We start from the raw sequence: 19,202 nt of genomic DNA, 5'->3' as shown, positions 1-19,202 counted from the left end.
TTTCGATGAACAGCGCGGCAAGTTCATTAAAGTTGATACCGCTACTCAAGTAAATTTACCTCAGCGATTCTCGATGGGGCAAAGAAATTCGACTATAGCCTGACTTGCATCTCCCCCCGCCCAGCCCTAGACTCGCCAAGACAACTGCTTGACGGGGTGCCGGTGAATTCCGGCTGAGATGGCGCAGGGCGAGCTTTTCGCTGCCAAGCGCGGGTCCCGCAGAACCTGATCCGGCTAATGCGCTTATTCAAAAAGCGCGGGTACCGGCGTAGGGATCAAGCGATGGCGCCGGCTCGCTCTCCCATGATCGCAAGCCCCCTTCCCCGCCATTTCCTCGATCTTCTCGCCTGCCCTTCGGATCTCTACCCCCGGAGGAAATATGGGCTACTGCTTTAACGACCTCACCACCGCTTGCGAAAGCGACTGGCGCGCTTACATCGAGCACGACTTCGTGCGCCAATTGGGCAACGCCACACTTGCTGAAGAATCCTTTCGCCACTACCTGAAACAGGACTACCTGTTTTTGATTCACTTCGCCCGTGCCTACGCGCTGGCCGCCTACAAGAGCCCCACGCTTGCCGACCTGCGCCAAGCTCATGAGGGAATGAAAGCCATCGTCGATGTCGAGCTCGACCTGCACATCGGCTTTTGCCGCGAGTGGGGCATCAGTGAAGACGACTTGGCAAAGTTGCCTGAAGCCCGCGCGACGATGGCCTATACCCGCTACGTGCTGGATACCGGCAGCCGTGGCGATCTGCTCGATCTGCATATCGCCCTTGCGCCGTGCCTGGTCGGCTATGGCGAAATCGCCAACTGGCTGAATGCTCGATCTTCTACCCTGCGCGGCGCAGATAGTCCTTATGACGCCTGGATTGCCATGTACGAAGGCGAAGAGTTTCAAAGCGCGATGCACGCGGAGCTCGAATGGTTGAATGCGCGGCTGGCCGAGGTGTCGCCCGGGCGCTTCGCGGAACTCACCAAGATATTTCGCGATGCCACTCGCCTGGAAATCGACTTCTGGCAGATGGGGCTAACGCTGGCGGAGTAGCTGCAACGCATGCTCCATTTTAAAGCATTACCTTGACGGTCGGGTCTTCGCCTTTGGGTAGCGTTTCGCCCATCCAGAGGCGATGCAGGCGCGTTTTTAAAATATCACCAGGGCCCGAAATGAATTTTGGCTGGCCGAAGTGAGTCATCACCTCATGCTGTCGCTCCAGGGCTTTGCGATCCTGAGCAACGACCGGGGCCAGAAACAGACGAATGGCAGCCTGCTTGAGCCAATGGGGTGCCATACCGTTGGGCGTCGAAAAGCAGGCAAAGGGCGTAAAGGTACCCGCGGTGGCCGGTGTAAAAATCGCCGTAACGCAGAGCGTCAGCTTCGTCTGTCCTTCCCAGCGCGCCTGTACCGTGGTGGGGGGATAGTAGCGCGAGACGCTATGCGAGCGATCGCGTTCGAGAAAACGTGACATCAGACCTGTATCGGGCTGGGTCTGCTCTATTTTCATATCGATCCCATTGCCATGGCTAGTCACGACGAGTTCGACGGGCAAGCGCTTATCGCGGCGGCGAATGAAGCCATGATGCAGATGGTTGGTATGAAAGGGGTCCATCACGTTCTCTATGGCATCAAAGGCGCGCCCACGCCAGGTCCCCTGCTGCCACCAGAAGTGATCAAGCGCTGGATTGCCAAGATCTGGTGGCAGCTCCGGCTCAGCCGGGGCCGCCTCCGAGAGCGCAACGAACACGCCACCGTGGCGCTCCACTGCACGCATTGGCGTGGCCGCCAGGCGCGCGTCGCAAGTGGTTTCAACCTCACATCCCGGTACCTCGGCGCAGTGACCATCACGACCAAAACGCCAACCGTGGTAGGAGCACTCCAGCGTGTTGCTCGTGACACGTCCTTCGGAGAGCGGGTAGTTGCGGTGAGGGCAGCGATCCACTAATGCACCGATACCCTCATCAGTACGAAATAGCGCTATTGGCGTATCGCAACACATAACCTTACGCACTTTGCCGCGCGGCACATCACGAGACAAAGCGACCAGATGCCACGCATCCAGCACCGGTTGGGGAAAACTCATCAGGGCAGCTCCTCGCCGTTCCACTCCAAATCATGGGTCGTGGCGGCGTTGGTAGAGTGTTTGTGAAGAAGGCCGCTAATCGCAAAGGCCGCCGCGTCGGTCAAGGCGCCGATCAGTACCCAGCGGTCGTAGGGAGTAGAAATCGCATCACTACCGGCCCGCACACAATGCCACCAGTGCGCCAAACGTGCATGGCGGAGCGCTTTCGGCAACCCAAACAGCCACATGGCTGGGCCCAGGTAGCGGATAGCGGGTGATCTATCGGGCGTGGGTATGCCATCGCCCATGCTTCGGGCAAGATGCCCCTCTCCCCCAAACAAGTGCACGCCGCTGGTTGCGCGAGGGTTGCACTCAAGCAAAAAAGGCGCGCCAGCCTTATCGAAGATGACATCGCAGGCGAACTGACCATGCATTTTGCTACTCGCTGCCAACTCCATGGCCAGTGTGTGAAGCCTCGCGTAGCGCAGGGCCTCTAAAGGCTCAAAGGCGTAGCAGGCGCTGCCGGCCATACGCCAATCCGACTGATAAGCGCTGAAGGCAGCGAGTTTGCCGTGGTGGGCAACGGCGTAAAAGCAGGCCTCTTCACCGCTTACATAGGCCTGCGCCATCCAGGGGGCCGTGGGGCTCGGAACCTGCTTGTCCAAGGTAGCCGCCTCTGGGGTGATCAATGTCTGATCGCCAAAACGACTAAAGCGCGGCTTAAATACCCACTCATGACAGGTAGCGCGATAAGATGCTAGCTGCTCAATGCTCTCTATCGGCTCGCTGTTGGGTACCGGCAACCCCGATTTCTGACAGTGTCGAACGAAGGCCAATTTGTCATGGAGCGTGCGCAGTGTCTTAAGCGAAGGTGCCAGAAGCCGTTCACCCAACCAGCCATGCAGGCTGGGGGCGGCCAAATGGAACACCTCTTCGCAGGTTGGTACCACTAACTCTATATCGTGCTGCTCGACCAGTACCCTTACCCACTGACGAAATGCATGGCCCTGCTGACGAGGTGCGGGATGGCGATGCAGCCGGACGGGTAGTCTTGAGCAGCGCGCCATTCTCGCCGTGACGCTGTCTGCCATGTGCACTTCCCAGCCCGCAACACAAAAGTCTCGCGCAAGCTCCAGCGCTGCCACCGAACGCGCGCCGGTAATCAACACACGCCTAACCATGATGACTAACCACGCGGCGGCGTTTAGGGCCTGGCCAGCCCGTAAAGTCATGCGTTACTTCGACCGGCACCGGCAGTTGGCATAAACGCTTGAGCGTGGCGGCCGCGTGATCGGCATCGCTGGCCGAACAGCAAGGGGAAAGGTGGAGCACTACGCGCTCGGGCCACGCCTCGGCCTGCCATAGCGGGCAGCTCCCCCGCACGGACTCCATGGCCGCGACCACCTGAGGCGGCGTGACGGTGTGCTGACCAAAGCGCCAAAGATCGCTCACCCGGCCCTGGGGTGGGCGGATAATTCGTCCGGCAAACCCGCAGGGGCAAGTAGCCGCACCCAGCTCGAGATAGTCATCGCCGCGCACACGCACAATGGGTTGGCTGACCCGGCGCAGGTCGGTAATGATGGGCCGGTAGCCCGACGTGCCGGGCACAGATTCCAGCTCGATGATCAACGAATGATCATTCAGGTGCAGATGACCATGGGCGCACTCGGCGCCTAAAAAACCTTCAGTGGCCTGGTAAATCGCCCGAGGGGCGCAACCCAATTGATGAGTAATGGTTTCCCGCTCGGCCTCCCCCATCGGTTCGCTACCTACAAAGAGGTGGCGTAGCGACGGTAAATCCATGCCCGCCTCGGCCAGTGCGACAAGACGATGAGGCGGCGCAATCAAAATCGTGGGGGCGAACGTCTCCAGAGCAGTACGTGTCTGCTCGCGTGAGTCGTTCAAGGGAAAATGGCCGAAGACGAAACGCTTACGCTGCACATCACTGTAAAGTGCATTGCTGGCACGCAGATGCAAGGCCAGCCACTGGCGGGCCAGCAGCGCCCGGGCGGGCAGCAGCCGCGCAAGGCTCTGACCAAGATAGTCGGCGCGCTCTTGAGGGCTGGCTAAAAAGAGCCCACGCGCCGTACCGCTGCTCCCGGTCGACCAGCCCGCCGAAAGTGGTCCCGTTTTGCAGCCCTGCTCGGCGGCATCGGCCATGGCATAAAGCGCTGACGTGCTCAGGCCAACGCTGTTCCAGGCACCGTAGTCACCACGCAACGCCGTTACCTCAGTGATCGGCACGTCCTCCAACGCTCCCCAAGCGACACCAGTCAGCGCCGGGGTGCGCGCCAGTACCGGCTGAAGCTGCCGCCATTGAGCGCTACGCCTTGCCGCTAGCTGGCGAGGCGACAAACGTAACGCTCTCTGGGTGCGAAGCCAAGCGGCAGCGATATGGCTAGCGTGCATACGGCGCCTGAAAGCGTTGCGCGCTCTCGGCGCAGTGCGAAGGTAAAATGGTCAGTTCCTTATTGCGCTCGGCTGCCGTGCATAGTTTTGCAAAGGTGGCCCGATAACACCGGGTATCTCCCAGCAGTGCGGTGGTAAGCTTGGGCGGTGGACGACGCTCCAGAATCGACTTGCCCAACCAGACCGCATCGGCGGCGAGTAGTATGAATCGATCATCCGTGGTGCGCAGCGCCAGCCCCCAGTGCCCTACACAGTGCCCGGGCAGCTCGACGGCCAACAGACTGCCGTCACCCAGAATATCGCGCCCCTCGCTAAAGGGTGCGAAGCTGGTGGGCAGCGCTACCGCAGGCGCCTCTTCGAAAAAGCGGGCGTTGGCATCCGCGGTTTGGGGTACCAGTGAGGGAAGGAGTCCTTGGCGAACCCGCTTGAAGCGCCCCGGCGCGCGCAGCTCGGCCAGCCCGGCCTTGGCACAGTAGACGGGACGCTCGGCCAAATGGCACATACCGGCCACGTGATCACCGTGAAAGTGCGAAATGATGGTCGCCGTAATATCGCGATCGCCGATACCGTGGGTGGCAAGCCAGGTGTGCCAGGCGTGTTCGGCGCCCACTTCTACCGGCGTTGCCCAGCGGTAGAGCCGCTCCGGAAAGGGGGCCGTCGCCTCCAAAAACGCCGGGTCGTAGCCAGTATCGAAAAGCAGCAAACCACGTGTCGGATGCTCAATAACACCCAACATTGCAGGAAAATCCACGGGGCTGAAGCGTCCGCCAGAAAGCGTCGCGGCTTCGGGATGCCGGCAAAGCCCACGCGCCAACCAGCGAAAGCCGACGCGGATCATGGAGTCTCCTGTCCGGCGAGTTGCCGAGCCTGAGTCAGTAAAGTGTCCATGGCATCGAAGCGGGGCTGATAGCCCAGTAAACGCCGGGCAGGTTCCAGGTCAAAGGTTTGCGAATAGGCAAGCGTAGCCAGCTTGTAGCGCGTCAACAGCGGCTCCTTTTCCGTCTCGACCAGCGCTCCCCATTGTTCCTGCAGCCAGGCCATCGCGCGCGCCACCCTCACGGGTACGTTGATCATTGTCGGGGTTTGTCCCAGTGCAGCGGACAGCCGAGACGCCACTTCGCGCACCGTTACAGGCTGCCCCCCGGAGATGTTGATCGCCCGCCCGATAAGCGCCGGGGCGCGCGTCTCGGCTTCACAGATAGCCCACGCCGCATCGCGCAGGTCGGTCAGTTCGATGAGTGCTCTGCCATCTCTGGGCAGCGGAATCCTTGGGCGACCGGCCAGCTCGGCGAGCTTGGGGAGGATGATACGATCGCCCGGCCCCACCAGTGCACGGGGGCGGATAGCGCAGCAGTGAAGAGAATCTCGTCTGGGTGACAACACATGTTGTTCGGCGGCCAGCTTGGTACGCGCGTAGTGGTTGAGCGGCGGCTCAGCAGGCTGGCTTCGTTCATCGATCCGAAGCCGGTCGCGATAAGCGGCAAAAATAGAAGGCGAGGAAACCAACACAAACCGAGTTGCCCCGCTTTGTGCAGCAGCGTCGAGAAGTCGCTCGGTCATCGTTACGTTGTGGCGCTCAAAAGCCTCTCGGGGACCCCAACTGGCCGACAAAGCGGCGGCATGAATCACGCTATCGACCTCATCCAGCAACGGTGAAAGACTGGCCTGAGCGCGTGATAAATCCGCTGCCACGAAATCGGCACCCAAGCCGGTAATTACCTTGCCCGCCTCTTGCGAGCGCCCCGTGGCGCGTACCACATGTCCGCGCGATAGCGCCTCGCGCACCAGCGCCATGCCCAGCCCGCCCGTGGCGCCGGTAATCAAGAGACGTCGGCTCATACGCGCAAGACCATGGCACTGGCGCTGATGCCTGCCGCCGTTCCCAAGAGTAAAAGATAGTCGCCCTCCTTGACCGCGCCGGTGGTCAGCGCATGGGCGAGTACGGTGGGAATCGAGGCCGCAATCTGGTTACCGGTGGTCGCAAAGATATTGACCACTCTGTCGCTACGCGGCGCAAAGAGCCGCCGCACATGCTCGACGCCGGGCGCACTGGCCTGATGGCACACCACGCAGGCCAGCTCATCGCGAGTAATATTGGCCTGGCCCAGCGCCTGCTCGATGACACCGGGCAGCGTTTTGGCGGACGCCTTGAAAATCCCGAAGGCGTCCATCTCGAAGCAGGCGCCAGCTTTCAATGCCTCAAATCCCTCTTCGATGCGCAGCTTCGTACCGCCCGCCCGTAGCTGAGCAAGCCCATGGTGGGCACCGTGAGTAACCGATGCACTACCATATAACCCCTGCTGCCGATCGTCGCTTGCTTCGATCGCCAACGCCGCTGCGCCATCGCCAAAGATAGCGCGCGTTTTAGGCTCATGGGGATTAAGACCCGCCGAGGCGATATCACTGGCGAACAGCAAAACACGCTTCCAGCGCCCGCAAGCGATGCCCATGGCGGCGATATCCAAGGCCGTCACAAACGAGAGGCAGGTCTGGTTGACATCGAAACTGGGCACGCCGGAATCTCCCAAGCCCAACTGGTGCTGTACCAGCGCGGCCGTAGAGGGGATCGGCTGCTCCATTACGCCACACCCGCCAATGATCACATCCGGCAGCGTTTCGCCCCATCCCGCTCGAGCCAATGCCTCGCGAGCCGCAATCGCGGCCATACTCGAGGTGGTCTCTGCCCCGCTGGCAACGTGGCGAACGGCGATACCAAACTGGCTCTCGGTCCAGCCGGTTGTAAACCCCTGTTCCTCATCCAGCTCAAAAGAGGAGAGCTTTTTTGAGGGGCGGTAACTGCCCCAGCCTACAAGCGCGAAATTACTGATCATGGATGCTCGTCTATTCAGTATGCTGGCTTACTTTAAACCGGGCTTTGATTCAATTGCGACCATAACCATAATAAAAATTAGCCACCCCTTAATCACTTGCTACATCCTCGTGGCTGCATCAAACTACTTTTAGCGCGGCTGAAAGTCGCGCGTAACGCTTGACGGGGTGCCGGTAACGCCGGCTGAGATGGTGCCGATTCAACAGCACTGATCCCGTTGAACCTGATCTGGTTAGGACCAGCGTAGGGATCAAGCGACAGGCAGCAACTAAAGATAACCTCACCCTGCCTCAGCCTCCCTTTGCGCGTCCTCTCTATTTAGTCTTTCTAAAGGGAGAGCCTCCATGACGAAAACAGCCCACTTTCTGGCCGAGACCGCCCAGGTCGATGCCGCCGCCATCGCGCCGCTGCCCGCCTCCACCAAGCGCTATGTGGAAGGCTCGCGGCCGGACATTCGCGTGCCGTTTCGCGAAATCACCCTGTCGCCGACTACCACCAGCGAGGTAGATGAAGAAAACCCGCCTCTGCTGGTCTACGACACCTCCGGCCCTTACACCGACCCCGACGCCCAAATCGATTTACGCCAAGGCCTGCCAGAACTGCGCCGGGCGTGGATCGAGGAGCGTGGCGATACCGAATTTCTGGAAGGATTGACCTCGGAGTACGGCAACCGCCGCGCCAACGACCCCACACTTGCCCAGCTGCGTTTTGATTTAAAGCGCACGCCGCGCCGGGCCAAGGCCGGTAAAAACGTGACCCAGCTGCACTACGCCCGCCAGGGCATCGTGACGCCGGAGATGGAGTTTATCGCCATTCGCGAAAACCAGCGCCGCCAGGCGTTGGGCACCGCGGAAGTCGAGCGCATTTTAGGCCACCAGCACCGGGGCCAGAACTTCGGCGCGAGCATCCCGGAAGAGATCACGCCAGAGTTCGTGCGCGACGAGGTGGCCCGCGGCCGGGCGATCATTCCCAACAACATCAACCACCCGGAAAGCGAGCCGATGATCATCGGGCGCAACTTCCTGGTGAAGATCAACGGCAACCTGGGTAATTCGGCGGTGACCTCCTCCATCGAGGAGGAAGTCGACAAGATGACCTGGGGCATCCGCTGGGGCGCGGATACCATCATGGACCTCTCCACCGGGCAGAACATTCACGAAACCCGCGAATGGATCCTGCGCAACTCGCCGGTGCCCATTGGCACGGTGCCGATTTACCAGGCGCTAGAGAAGGTCAAGGGCGTGGCGGAAGACCTCACCTGGGAGGTGTTTCGCGACACGTTGATCGAGCAGGCGGAACAGGGCGTGGATTACTTCACCATCCACGCGGGCGTGCTTCTGCGCTACGTGCCGCTGACCGCGAATCGCGTGACCGGCATCGTCAGCCGCGGCGGCTCCATCATGGCGAAGTGGTGCTTGTATCACCATCAGGAGAGCTTCCTGTATACCCACTTCGAGGAGATCTGCGAGATCTGCAAGCAGTACGACGTGGCGTTCTCTCTCGGCGACGGCCTGCGCCCGGGCTCGATTGCCGATGCTAACGACGAAGCGCAGATGGCGGAGCTCAAGACCCTGGGGGAGCTGACCCATATTGCCTGGAAGCACGACGTGCAGGTGATGATCGAAGGCCCCGGCCACGTGCCCATGCACCTTGTGAAAGAGAACATGGACAAGCAGTTGGCGTACTGCGATGAGGCGCCCTTTTATACCCTGGGGCCGCTGGTGACGGATATCGCGCCAGGGTACGACCACATTACCTCCGGCATTGGCGCTGCGATGATCGGCTGGTTCGGCTGTGCGATGCTTTGTTATGTGACGCCGAAAGAGCACTTGGGGCTGCCCAACAAGGAGGATGTCAAAACCGGCATCATCACCTACAAGATTGCCGCCCACGCGGCGGATCTGGCCAAGGGCCACCCGGCCTCCCAACGTCGTGACAACGCGCTATCGAAAGCGCGCTTCGAGTTCCGCTGGGAAGACCAGTTCAACCTGGGGCTGGACCCGGACACCGCGCGCAGCTATCACGACGAAACCCTGCCCAAGGATTCGGCGAAGGTGGCGCACTTTTGCTCCATGTGCGGGCCGAAGTTCTGTTCGATGAAAATCAGCCAGGAAGTGCGCGATACCTACCGTGACACCGCCCCGGGAAGTGACGCGGCGCGGGGCATGCAGGAGCAGGCCGAGAAATTCCGCGAGGAAGGCAGCGCGCTTTACCAGAAGGTGTAACGCGCCAAGGCGTTGACGCTTCGCTGCCATGGCCTCGATGGCCCGCGCTTGATGTAAGCGGGCCATCGAGGCCGTTTTTTCGAAGGTGCGCGATGTCGATCGAAAAAACCCGATTCAACGTCAAGGGACAATAGAGTTGTTAACCCAAGTTATGTATTCTTTGGGTTTCCTTTCAGAGAGCGACCCGACGATGAATAGAAAAACCTACCTGGCGGCCTCCCTTGCGCTGTTGGGCGGTAGCGTACTCAGCGGCTGCGGCGACGACAGCGACTCGGCCGCCGATACGTCGATGCTGCGCTACATCCCGGCGGACTCCCCGTACTTCATGGCCACCCGGGAGACGATGCCGGAGCAGGAGGTGTTCGATTTCTACAAACGCACGATGCTCTTCGATGAAGGCCTCGAAGAGGACATGGAGGAGTTGCGCGAGCTCCAGCGCCGAGAAACCGATGCGCAATCCCAGGCGTTCATCTCGCTGATCCTCGCTCTCGGAGAAGAGGTCAAAAGCGTAGAGACCCTGGACGACCTGCATGAGCGAGGTATCAAGGCCGCGCCCCAGGCCGCTTTTTACGGCCTGGGCATCCTGCCGGTGATGCGCTTTGAACTGGAAGATAGCGCGGCATTTCGCGAAACCCTCGAGCGCGTGCTGGCCAATGCCGATATAACACCGCGCACGGGCACCACAGACGGCACCGACTACTGGGTGCTGACCCCGGAAGACGATGTCGAGATCATCCTGGCCCTCGTCGACGGGCAGGCGCTGCTGTCGCTGGTGCCCGATGATGCCAGCGATTCCTTGCTGGCCGAGGTACTGGGTAAGAATCTGCCGGAAGAGAGCCTCGATGACACCGGCGCCCTCGCCGATCTCGAAAGCCGCTACGACTTCACCCCCTACGGGGTGGGCCAGATTCGCACCGCCCGCGTATTGGATGAGTTGAGCTCGCCCAGCCACGCAGGCACCGAGGCCCTGTTGGCGTCGGCCGGTGAAGAGCCGCTGGACTTGTCCGCCTGCCAGGCGGATCTCGACCGTATCACGGACCGCTTCCCCGGTATCGCGATGGGCTCGCGGGAGCAGGACCTGAACGGCCGCTCGGAGATGAACCTGATCGTGGAAACCGACGACGCGATCGTTAGTGACATGCGACGCCTGGCCACCGACGTACCGGGTCTGGGAAGTAAAGAGGGTCTGGCGAGCTTTGGCATGGGTTTGAGCCTACCGGCGCTACTTGAAACCGTTCAGACATACTCTCGTCAACTGCGCGAGAACCCCTTCGGCTGCGCCGAGCTTCAGGCGTTGAACAGCGTCTGGGACGATGCCAATAAAACGTTGAGCCACCCACTCATGATGATGGTTGGGCCTTCGCTTTCGGGTCTGTACACCCGAGTCGACAGTTTCTACGTCGAAAACGGCATGCCAGCGGGCACCGGGCTTTTGACACTGGCCTCCCCCAACCCCATGGCGCTGCTCCAGAGCGCCAGCAACTTCCTACCGGGGTTTGGCGAGCTAACGCTGACGCCAGGTGGCGACGCTCAGCGCGTCGAGAGTATTCTGCTGCCTCCGAACGCGCCTGAACTTTACGCCGCCATGTCCGAGTCCGCTCTGGCACTGGGCCTTGGCAGCGACGACCCCTCGTCACTACAGGATGACCTGCAGGCCTCGTCCGCCGATGAGAACCTGCTGATGCACGGGTTCATATCCGGCGACTTTTTTCATACGATGGCAAAAGTCGCCGCACAATCACCCGGTGACGACTTCTCCAAGGCCGATATCGAGATGTTTCGCCACTACGGGGACATCTACGATCAGATGGAGTCGTGGATCACGGTTGGCGACGGGGGCCTGGAGATAGGCTTCTCGATCGAAATGGCCGAAGAGTAAGCAGCCATTACTCACCACGCGTAGCGCCGCCCAAGCGCTACGCTTAAGTAAAACCTGCTCTCAAAAACAAAACAGGGGCCCGAGGGCCCCTGCTCACTATTCTAAAACTGACTGACTTTACTTCTTGGCGGCGTCTTTTAGCTCGCCTTTACCTTTTTGCGCTTCGCCTTTGGCTTGCTGGGCGTGGCCCTTGGCTTCGGTTTTTTCGCTACCGGTTGCTTTGCCAGCAGCTTCTTTCACTTTGCCCGCAGCTTTGTTGGCGTTACCTTTCGCTTTATCTTCGTTTGCATTAGACATGATCATATACCTCTAATCCGTTAGTAGGGAACGTGCATCCTGCAAGGAGACAATCACTGTCTTTCGCTTTACAGGTATCTATTAGAGTAGCCGGTGCTGAAAAAGTTGCGTTAATTTCTTTCGGGCAATGCCGTGGCCTTCCACCTATTGAGCAACCAGTGCAGGCAGGCCATGACCATCAACGTGATCGACAGCGCCACGAACATCGATGAAAACCGGTAAAGCGCACTGTAAACAAGGTCCTGGCTTGGCCCAAGCGACTGGCCAAACAGAATGCCTAGCGTGGTCATACCGCCAAACCCGACGCCGGAGCCCCCCGCCTCGCGAACGTGTTCGCGGGCAAAAAGCATCAAACCCAGCCAATAAATCATGATCGCCAGCAAGAAGTGATTGCTCTGGGTATAAAGCAGCATCTGCATCACCAGCGCCATGTTGCACCCTAAAAGCGTCCCGATGATCCGCCGGATGGACGAGGCCTGGGCCCCGGCATAGCCCATGGCGAACAGCACCAGCACGGTCGCCATCTGGGCGGAGAGCGAATCGCGCAAATCAAAGGTTTGAAACACCACGAAAGAGAGGGTGGCGGTAATTCCGCCGATCAACGTCTCGTGGCGAATTTGCGCGGCCGGTTTTTCGACCCGCGGGGGCGGCTGGCGAGGCGTCACATCGGGAAAGAGCGTGTGCATGAGCATGGCGATGATGACCGCCAGCACGCTAGCAAGCAGGTTATTGGTTAAAAGCTCGCCCAGGTCCACCCCGGGGTAGCTTGCGAAGTGCAGCAGAACACTCAGGGTCACCACGCCGTTGGCGGCGTACAAAAATAACGGGCCTTTCGCCATCAGGTTAAAGCGGAAAAGAAAAATGCCCAGCACTACCAGCGTCATCATCACCGGCATATGCTGTAACAGGCCGATGATCAGGCTGACCTCAACCACGTTGAAGGTGGCGTTGCCCAGAAACTGGCGAACGATGCTGGCATTCAGCAAAGGCACCATGCCCAACAAAAACATGGGAAATACGGTGAAGAAGACCCCGTAGTTCCAGCCCATTATCTTGCTGATGACGAACCCGATCGTCGCGCCCCCGGCCACGCGCAGGCACTGACGCAGGCCGTTTTCGTCCAGTATCTTCTCGCGCGCCGGCCCACCAAACACGTACGTCATGAACGCCTTGATGGGTCTGGCGTCAGTCAACCGGTGTTTAGTCGAGCTGGTGTTAGTAGACCTGACCTTAGTAGACCCGACCTTAATAGACATAATGTAGCCAGCTGATCAAATGCGCCTGCAGCCACGCGAACGGGTGCGCCAGCGCATGTTCGCCGGGCAGCAGCTGAACGCTCGCCCGGGCGCCGCTGGGCGGCATCACCGCTAGCGGGTTTTCCAATGTAACGTGCAAGCGCAGGCGCTGGGCATCGCGCACCCACCGGTTCGAAGTGGGGATATCGGCCAGTTGGCCGTTGGCGCTGATCTGGCCTTCGCTCACGCCGGCGTCCAGCGCCGTTACACGGCCTTCGAAGATATGCCCGGGCAGCGCATCCAGTATCACTTTCGCTTCGTCGCCGACGTGCACGTGGCGCAGGCTCTTCTCGCGAAAGTCCGCCACGATATCCACGCCGCCCGCCACCAGCGCTAGCACGGGCTGGCCCGCCTGCACGTAATCGCCGGGTTGAAGTTGCAGGTTGGTCACCTGCCCCGCTTCCCTAGCGCGCACCTCGGTACGGTCCAGATCGAGCCGCGCATTGGCCAGTGCGTTGCGGGCCTGGCGCAGCCGAAGGTTGGTATCGCCTTCTTCACCCAACTGCGCCTCGAGGCTTTCGATTTGTGCCTCGGCCGCGCGCACGTCGGAATTGGCGGTATTCGCCGCCGCGACCCGCTGTTCGTACTGCTGGCGGGAAATGCTCTGGCGCCCCACCAACGACTCCGCCCGCTGGCGTTCGCCGCTAAGCTCGGTTGCAGTGGCCTGGGCGGCGGTCAACGAGGCGCGCGCCGCGGCCAGGTCGGCCTGCAGGCGCTCGTTCTCCTGGGCGGCCTGCTCGACATCCAGCTCCGCCTTGGCGAGGGCGATCTCGTAAGGCTCGGGGTCCAGGCGAAACAGTACATCGCCCTTGGCCACTTGCTGGTGGTCGCGTACCACCACCTCATTGACCGGTGCGCTTAGCTGCGGCGCGATACGGGTGACAGGGCGCATGATGCGCGCCTCGGGCGTGAGTGGCATGAAGCTGTCGGCTACCAGAAAGTAGACAAACAAAAGGGCAAAGGCAGCCAAAGCCACCCTTACCCATCGGGTAAAGCGCTGATCGGGAGACATCGTATTTACTCTTTCAAACCTTGGCGGGGCCCAGGTCGATTCAAATTAATACGTTAGTCTACCAAATAATTAGCAAGCTAACAATATGGCGGCATTTAAGGCGCCATATACCCACAAAAAACCCCACCGCGGGGGTGGGGTTTTGAAACGCTGCTACGAGCTCGCTTTAGAAGCGGTAGCGTAGACCGACACTGGCCGCGTCGAAATCGTAGGCCGATTTATCGAGGTAGCGCATGTAGTCGGCGTTGATCGCAACGTTCGGGGCGATATCGAACTCAGCACCGCCGCCGTAGGAGAAGCCGCTTTCACGGTCGAGATCGAAATCCACTTCCGTCATACCCGCCAGGCCGTAAAGGCGAACGTTAGGCGCAACGGGGGCGATACCCTTGGCATAGACACCGGCCAGGTAATCGAGCTTGGCACCACCGTCGGAGCCGCCGGTACCCAAGTGGCCTTCCACGGCGAAGTAGTCGTTGAACTGAGCGCCGCCGCGCAGGCGCAGGCCTACGTCATCGCGCGAGGAGCCGCGGTCCGGGTCCAGGCTCCAGAACATGGCATCGCCACCGATATAACCTTCCGGGTAGCCAAAGGATTGCTGCGCCTGGGCCGATGCCGCGAAAGCACTTGCGCCGAGAACGACAGCGGCAGAGGTGAGTGATAATACGGTCATCTTCATAGGAGGTACCTTAGTTAAAAAACAGTGTTTCCTTACGTTTTTTAAGTTTGCCCCAGAATGGCGCTCAACGCAACTTCTCAGCGCACCTTCGAAAGGCTCAGCACCACGATCCCGCCGACCACGACCGCCCCGCCCAGCAGTTGAACCGGGCCAAGCATCTGACCTAAAACGAAATATCCAAACACCAACGAGGCCACGGGCTCGAGATTCATGACCGGGGCATTGCGTGCCATATCCAGGCGCGGCACAAAAATAAACAGCGTCGAAAACCCGGTGCCGTATAACAGTGCCAGCAGCACAAGCCCGGTCCAGCCGGCGCCGTTGCCGGGCAGGTCCATGCCGCCGGGCACCGCACCAGTAACCGCCCCTATCACCATGGCAAAAAAAACGGTTTGCATGGTCAACAGGGTGCGCAAGGTACTGCCTACACTGGCCAGGCGATGCTCGGTAATCCATAGCGCGTTGGCAAAGACGAAACCGGCGAGCAAACCAAAGCCGATACCCGCCATCCATTCGGGGCCCATGCTTTGCGGCGTTGCAAGCCAGGAGGGGATATCCAGCACGACCAGCAGGCCGATCAAAATAGTGCCCATTATCAGACACTGTCGAAGTGTCGGCCGCGGCCCACCGAGCGCCCAGCTCAGCAGTGCCAGCTGAATGGGAAAGGTGTTGACCAATAAAAGAGCCACGACGACGGGAAGTCGCGCCACCGCGGAGTAGAGGCTCAGGCTTTGAACGGTGATCAAAAGCCCCACCGCCAGTTGCCAGGGCCAGGTCCCTCTTGGCAGCCAAAGGCTTTTCCTCTGTACCCACACCAGCGTGATCAGGATCAAACAGGCGACGCCGGAGCGGGTTAAAATAGCCAGCAGTAGGCCGGTCCCATTATCGAAGGCGAGCCGTGCCGAAACGTGATTGGCCGCGAACATACTGGCCACCGTTACCAGCAACATGATGGCTAAATGGCGCGGAAGCGGCGAAGTAGATAAAGCTGACATAGCGACAGATCGGCTCATATTGGATAAATAAGGGGCAAGAACTAGCCATATTACATGGATGGCCCGCGCGCTTCAGCGCTGATTGCGTCAGAACCGTCATGCTACACTAAAGTCGATTCCCCGCTTTAACTTAACCCCACCCAAGAGAAGGCTTGTATGAATGCACCGGTTCTGGTGATCAACTGTGGCTCCTCCTCCATCAAGTACGCGCTGATCGATTCGACCCCCGATACACCACGTCTTTCAGGGCTTGCCGAGCGGTTGGGCAGCGCCGAGGCCTGCTTGAAGGGGAAAACCAGCGCGGGGGAACGTTTTACCCAGGCGCTTCCCCACGCCGACCACGCTCAGGCGCTTAACGCCATACTGGATCGCCTGGAGGGCCGCTTGCCCGTGGCGGTCGGTCACCGCATCGTTCATGGCGGCGAGCACTTCACCCAGGCCGCGCTGATTACCGATGACGTCATTGCCGCCATTGAAACCACCGCCGCTTTGGCGCCGCTTCATAACCCGGCGAACCTGGCCGGCATCACCGCCACCCGCAGCGTGTTTGCGGCATTGCCCCAGGTCGCGGTGTTCGATACCGCCTTTCACCAGACCCTGCCCGAGCGCGCCTACCGCTACGCGCTACCCGAGGCGCTTTACACCCAGCACGGCATCCGCCGCTACGGTTTTCACGGCACCAGTCACGCCTTCGTAAGCCGCCGCGCCGCCGAACTCAGCACCCAAGGCGAAGGTGGCTGGCTGACCGCGCACCTGGGCAATGGCTGCTCCACTGCGGCGGTGTGGCACGGCCAAAGCGTGGATACCAGCATGGGGTTGACGCCCCTCGAAGGGCTGGTCATGGGGTCGCGCAGCGGGGATGTCGACCCGGGCCTTCACGCCCACCTGCACCGCCAGTTGGGCTGGTCACTGGATAAAATCGATGAGGTGCTCAACAAGCAAAGCGGGCTTTTGGGGCTTTCCGGCTTGACCAACGATATGCGCGAAATCGAAGAGCAAGCGCTTGCCGGCCACCCCAAGGCATCGCTTGCGCTGGAGGTTTTTTGCTACCGAATCGCCAAATCGTTGGCCGCGCTCTCCTGCGCACTACCCTCTTTGGACGGTGTCATTTTCACCGGCGGTATCGGTGAAAACTCGCCGATCGTACGCGCGCGGGTGCTCGGCCTGATGCCCCACTTCGGTTTTACGCTCAGCGAGACGGTGAACGAGGCCACCATCCGTGGCCAGGAGGGCCTTATCAGCCAACCCCACCACGGCCCGGAAGCCTGGGTCATACCCACCGATGAAGAGGGGCGCATCGCCCTGGAAACTCGCCAGTGCCTGGAGACCTTGATATGAGCACACCGGACGACCAACCCCAGGCCATTTTGCTGGTACCTACCAGCGCGGGTGCGGGCCTGACTTCGGCCTGTTTGGGTCTTATTCAGGCGCTGGATACCATCGGCCTAAAAGCGGGTTTTTTGAAACCGTTCATGCAAAACGAGCTCAACGGCCCGGGGCTCGACCGCTCGACGGCGCTGGTATCGCGTACGCTAAACCTGCGCCCACCCTCGCCCATCTCCCAGGCGCGGCTGGAGCGGCTCTTGCGCGATGACCATACCGATGAGTTGATGGAAGATGCCGTCGAGCTCTTCGATCAGGTGCTCCAGCAAGCCAAGCGTGACGACACTGCGCTGGATTTAGTGGTCGTCGAAGGCGTCGTCCCCACCCAGTACACGACCTACGCCACGCAGACCAACGCCCAGCTTGCCCACGCGCTGAACGCGCGGATCATTTTGGTCGGCACCGGTGATTTGAACGAGCCCCAGCGGCTGGCCGAAGAGCTCGATATGCACGCGCGAAGCTTTGGCGGTGTAGGGTCCAAGCGCACCCTGGGCGGTATTTTGATGCGCATGAAAAACCTGCCCTACGGCGGCCACGAAGACGAGCTCTCCGCCGCACCGGGCACGGTCAAACCTCAGTTGGAAGAACCGGTCCTGGCGGAGCTGCGTCGCTACTCGCCCTTTTTGGCCACCGAAAGCTTCCACCTGATCGGCATCGTGCCGCAGAGTAAAACACTCAACGCCCCCCGCACGCTGGATGTCGCCCGGGCGCTGAACGCCACCGTACTCAACGAAGGCGACGCCGCCTCGCGCCGGGTCCTCTCTACCAGCCTGTGCGCGCGCAGCGCCGCCAACGCTCTGCACATCTTTACACCGGGCAGCCTGGTCGTGGCCTCCGGCGACCGGGACGATGTCGTGCTCGCCTCGGCGCTGGCCACCATGAACGGTACCCAGCTTGCCGGGGTGCTACTCACCAACGGCTTCATGCCCAACGACAACATGATCGAAATGTGTCGCCCGGCGCTGAAAACAGGCCTGCCGGTACTGGCGGTCGAAACCGACAGCCTGACCACCGCCCAGAACCTGACCATGGTCAGCCGCGAAATTCCCATGGATGACTTCGAGCGTGCCGAGCAAGTGGCCCGCTATGTGGCCGCGCACATGGATCTGGAATGGCTAAAAGCCAACCTGAGCCGGGGCTATACCCGGCGCTTGTCGCCCTCGGCGTTTCGCTACCAGCTGGTCAAGCAGGCCCAATCGGTCAAAAAGCGTATCGTGTTGCCGGAGGGCAACGAGCCGCGCACCGTGGAGGCGGCCATTATTTGCCAGCGCCGTGGCATCGCCGACTGCGTGCTTTTGGGCCAGCGCGAGGAGATCGAAAGCGTTGCCCGCCACCGCGGGCTAACCGTACCCGAGGCGCTAACCATCATCGACCCGGAGAGCACTCGCGCCCACTATATCGCACCGATGGTCGAGCGCCGCCGTGGCAAGCTCAACGAGTTGACCGCCGAAGCCCAGCTTCAGGACAACGTCGTGCTCGGCACCATGATGCTCGCCCTCGATGAAGTGGACGGCCTGGTCTCCGGCGCTATTCATACCACCGCCAATACCGTGCGCCCGGCATTTCAATTGATCAAGACGGCACCGGCGTACAGCCAGGTGTCGTCTATCTTTTTCATGCTGCTGCCGGAGCAGGTCGTCGTCTACGGTGACTGCGCGGTGAACCCGGACCCGGACGCCGAGACCCTGGCCGAGATCGCGCTGCAAAGCGCCCGCTCCGCCGAGGCCTTCGGTATCGAACCGCGGGTCGCCATGATCAGCTACTCTACCGGCGACTCCGGCACCGGGGTGGATGTCGACAAGGTGCGCGAAGCCACGCGTATCGCTAAAGAGCGCGCCCCCCACCTGGCGATCGACGGCCCGCTTCAGTACGACGCCGCGGCCATCGAAAGTGTCGGCAAGCAGAAAGCACCGGACTCCCCCGTGGCCGGCAAAGCCACGGTATTCGTTTTCCCGGATTTGAATACCGGCAACACAACCTACAAGGCGGTACAGCGTAGCGCTCGGGTGGTCAGCGTGGGCCCAATGCTGCAGGGTTTGAACAAACCGGTGAATGATCTTTCCCGCGGGGCGCTGGTCGACGACATCGTCTACACCATCGCGCTCACGGCGATTCAGGCCAGCCAGCGCTAGCGTGTCTGC

General features: G+C 60.7%; 16 protein-coding genes and 2 riboswitches. Of the genes, 5 read left to right on the top strand and 11 right to left on the bottom strand.

The window, feature by feature from the left end:
- The first annotated feature begins 142 nt into the window (after nt 1-142).
- A riboswitch (TPP riboswitch) is annotated at nt 143-292 on the top strand.
- An 87-nt stretch (nt 293-379) separates the two neighbouring features.
- The gene (gene tenA / locus ACWFVE_RS04235) at nt 380-1,048 is read left to right on the top strand and encodes a thiaminase II (RefSeq protein WP_447528046.1); all 669 of its coding nucleotides are present in this window, start codon (nt 380-382) and stop codon (nt 1,046-1,048) included.
- 19 nt (nt 1,049-1,067) lie between these two features.
- Here tenA and ACWFVE_RS04230 read toward each other — a convergent pair whose 3' ends face one another.
- The 6 genes from ACWFVE_RS04230 to ACWFVE_RS04205 are packed head-to-tail and all read right to left on the bottom strand — an operon-like array spanning nt 1,068 to nt 7,300.
- Nucleotides 1,068-2,081, bottom strand: a complete 1,014-nt coding sequence (locus ACWFVE_RS04230) for a Rieske 2Fe-2S domain-containing protein (RefSeq protein ID WP_447528045.1) — start codon at nt 2,079-2,081, stop codon at nt 1,068-1,070.
- Nucleotides 2,081-3,241, bottom strand: coding sequence for an ATP-grasp domain-containing protein (locus ACWFVE_RS04225; protein ID WP_447528044.1), 1,161 nt, complete (start codon nt 3,239-3,241; stop codon nt 2,081-2,083). The genes ACWFVE_RS04230 and ACWFVE_RS04225 overlap by 1 nt, the downstream gene beginning before the upstream one ends.
- Entirely contained in the window at nt 3,234-4,415 is a 1,182-nt protein-coding gene (locus ACWFVE_RS04220) for a hypothetical protein (protein ID WP_447528043.1), read from the bottom strand. Before ACWFVE_RS04220 ends, ACWFVE_RS04225 begins: the two co-directional genes overlap by 8 nt.
- Before the next feature lie 43 nt (nt 4,416-4,458).
- A complete protein-coding gene (locus ACWFVE_RS04215) occupies nt 4,459-5,307 on the bottom strand; it encodes an MBL fold metallo-hydrolase (protein ID WP_447528042.1) in 849 nt (282 codons plus the stop codon).
- On the bottom strand, nt 5,304-6,308 hold the full coding sequence (locus ACWFVE_RS04210; protein WP_447528041.1) for an NAD-dependent epimerase/dehydratase family protein: 1,005 nt from the start codon (nt 6,306-6,308) through the stop codon (nt 5,304-5,306). The genes ACWFVE_RS04215 and ACWFVE_RS04210 overlap by 4 nt, the downstream gene beginning before the upstream one ends.
- Nucleotides 6,305-7,300, bottom strand: coding sequence for a 3-oxoacyl-[acyl-carrier-protein] synthase III C-terminal domain-containing protein (locus ACWFVE_RS04205; RefSeq protein WP_447528040.1), 996 nt, complete (start codon nt 7,298-7,300; stop codon nt 6,305-6,307). Before ACWFVE_RS04205 ends, ACWFVE_RS04210 begins: the two co-directional genes overlap by 4 nt.
- 152 nt (nt 7,301-7,452) lie before the next feature.
- A riboswitch (TPP riboswitch) is annotated at nt 7,453-7,566 on the top strand.
- A gap of 77 nt (nt 7,567-7,643) precedes the next feature.
- Between ACWFVE_RS04205 and thiC the strand changes: the two genes are divergently transcribed.
- Both thiC and ACWFVE_RS04195 read left to right on the top strand, forming a co-directional pair.
- Nucleotides 7,644-9,524, top strand: a complete 1,881-nt coding sequence (gene thiC, locus ACWFVE_RS04200) for a phosphomethylpyrimidine synthase ThiC (RefSeq protein ID WP_447528039.1) — start codon at nt 7,644-7,646, stop codon at nt 9,522-9,524.
- A gap of 190 nt (nt 9,525-9,714) precedes the next feature.
- Nucleotides 9,715-11,403, top strand: coding sequence for a hypothetical protein (locus ACWFVE_RS04195; RefSeq protein WP_447528038.1), 1,689 nt, complete (start codon nt 9,715-9,717; stop codon nt 11,401-11,403).
- 117 nt (nt 11,404-11,520) lie between these two features.
- Here ACWFVE_RS04195 and ACWFVE_RS04190 read toward each other — a convergent pair whose 3' ends face one another.
- The 5 genes from ACWFVE_RS04190 to ACWFVE_RS04170 form a co-directional block, all read right to left on the bottom strand.
- Complete coding sequence (locus ACWFVE_RS04190; protein WP_447530498.1) at nt 11,521-11,700, bottom strand: CsbD family protein; 180 nt, start codon at nt 11,698-11,700, stop codon at nt 11,521-11,523.
- Nucleotides 11,701-11,810: 110 nt separating this feature from the next.
- Nucleotides 11,811-12,863 (bottom strand): DUF2955 domain-containing protein, encoded by a 1,053-nt coding sequence (locus ACWFVE_RS04185; RefSeq protein ID WP_447528037.1) that lies wholly within the window; start codon nt 12,861-12,863, stop codon nt 11,811-11,813.
- An 82-nt stretch (nt 12,864-12,945) separates the two neighbouring features.
- Entirely contained in the window at nt 12,946-14,007 is a 1,062-nt protein-coding gene (locus tag ACWFVE_RS04180; RefSeq protein WP_447528036.1) for an HlyD family secretion protein, read from the bottom strand.
- A gap of 166 nt (nt 14,008-14,173) precedes the next feature.
- Nucleotides 14,174-14,683 carry a porin family protein gene (locus tag ACWFVE_RS04175; RefSeq protein WP_447528035.1) on the bottom strand — a complete coding sequence of 170 codons (510 nt, stop codon included), beginning with the start codon at nt 14,681-14,683 and terminating at the stop codon, nt 14,174-14,176.
- Between the two features lie 77 nt (nt 14,684-14,760).
- Nucleotides 14,761-15,678: an EamA family transporter gene (locus ACWFVE_RS04170; RefSeq protein WP_447528034.1), complete on the bottom strand. Its 918-nt coding sequence runs from the start codon at nt 15,676-15,678 to the stop codon at nt 14,761-14,763.
- A gap of 156 nt (nt 15,679-15,834) precedes the next feature.
- Here ACWFVE_RS04170 and ACWFVE_RS04165 point away from each other — a divergent pair, with 156 nt between their 5' ends.
- A complete protein-coding gene (locus ACWFVE_RS04165) occupies nt 15,835-17,016 on the top strand; it encodes an acetate/propionate family kinase (protein WP_447528033.1) in 1,182 nt (393 codons plus the stop codon).
- Nucleotides 17,013-19,193, top strand: a complete 2,181-nt coding sequence (gene pta / locus ACWFVE_RS04160) for a phosphate acetyltransferase (protein ID WP_447528032.1) — start codon at nt 17,013-17,015, stop codon at nt 19,191-19,193. The genes ACWFVE_RS04165 and pta overlap by 4 nt, the downstream gene beginning before the upstream one ends.
- Nucleotides 19,194-19,202 lie beyond the last annotated feature (9 nt).

This window comes from Vreelandella mediterranea (assembly GCF_970647075.1).
The sequence above is the reverse complement of the archived record's forward strand: the minus strand, read 5'-3'. Positions and strand labels throughout refer to the sequence as shown.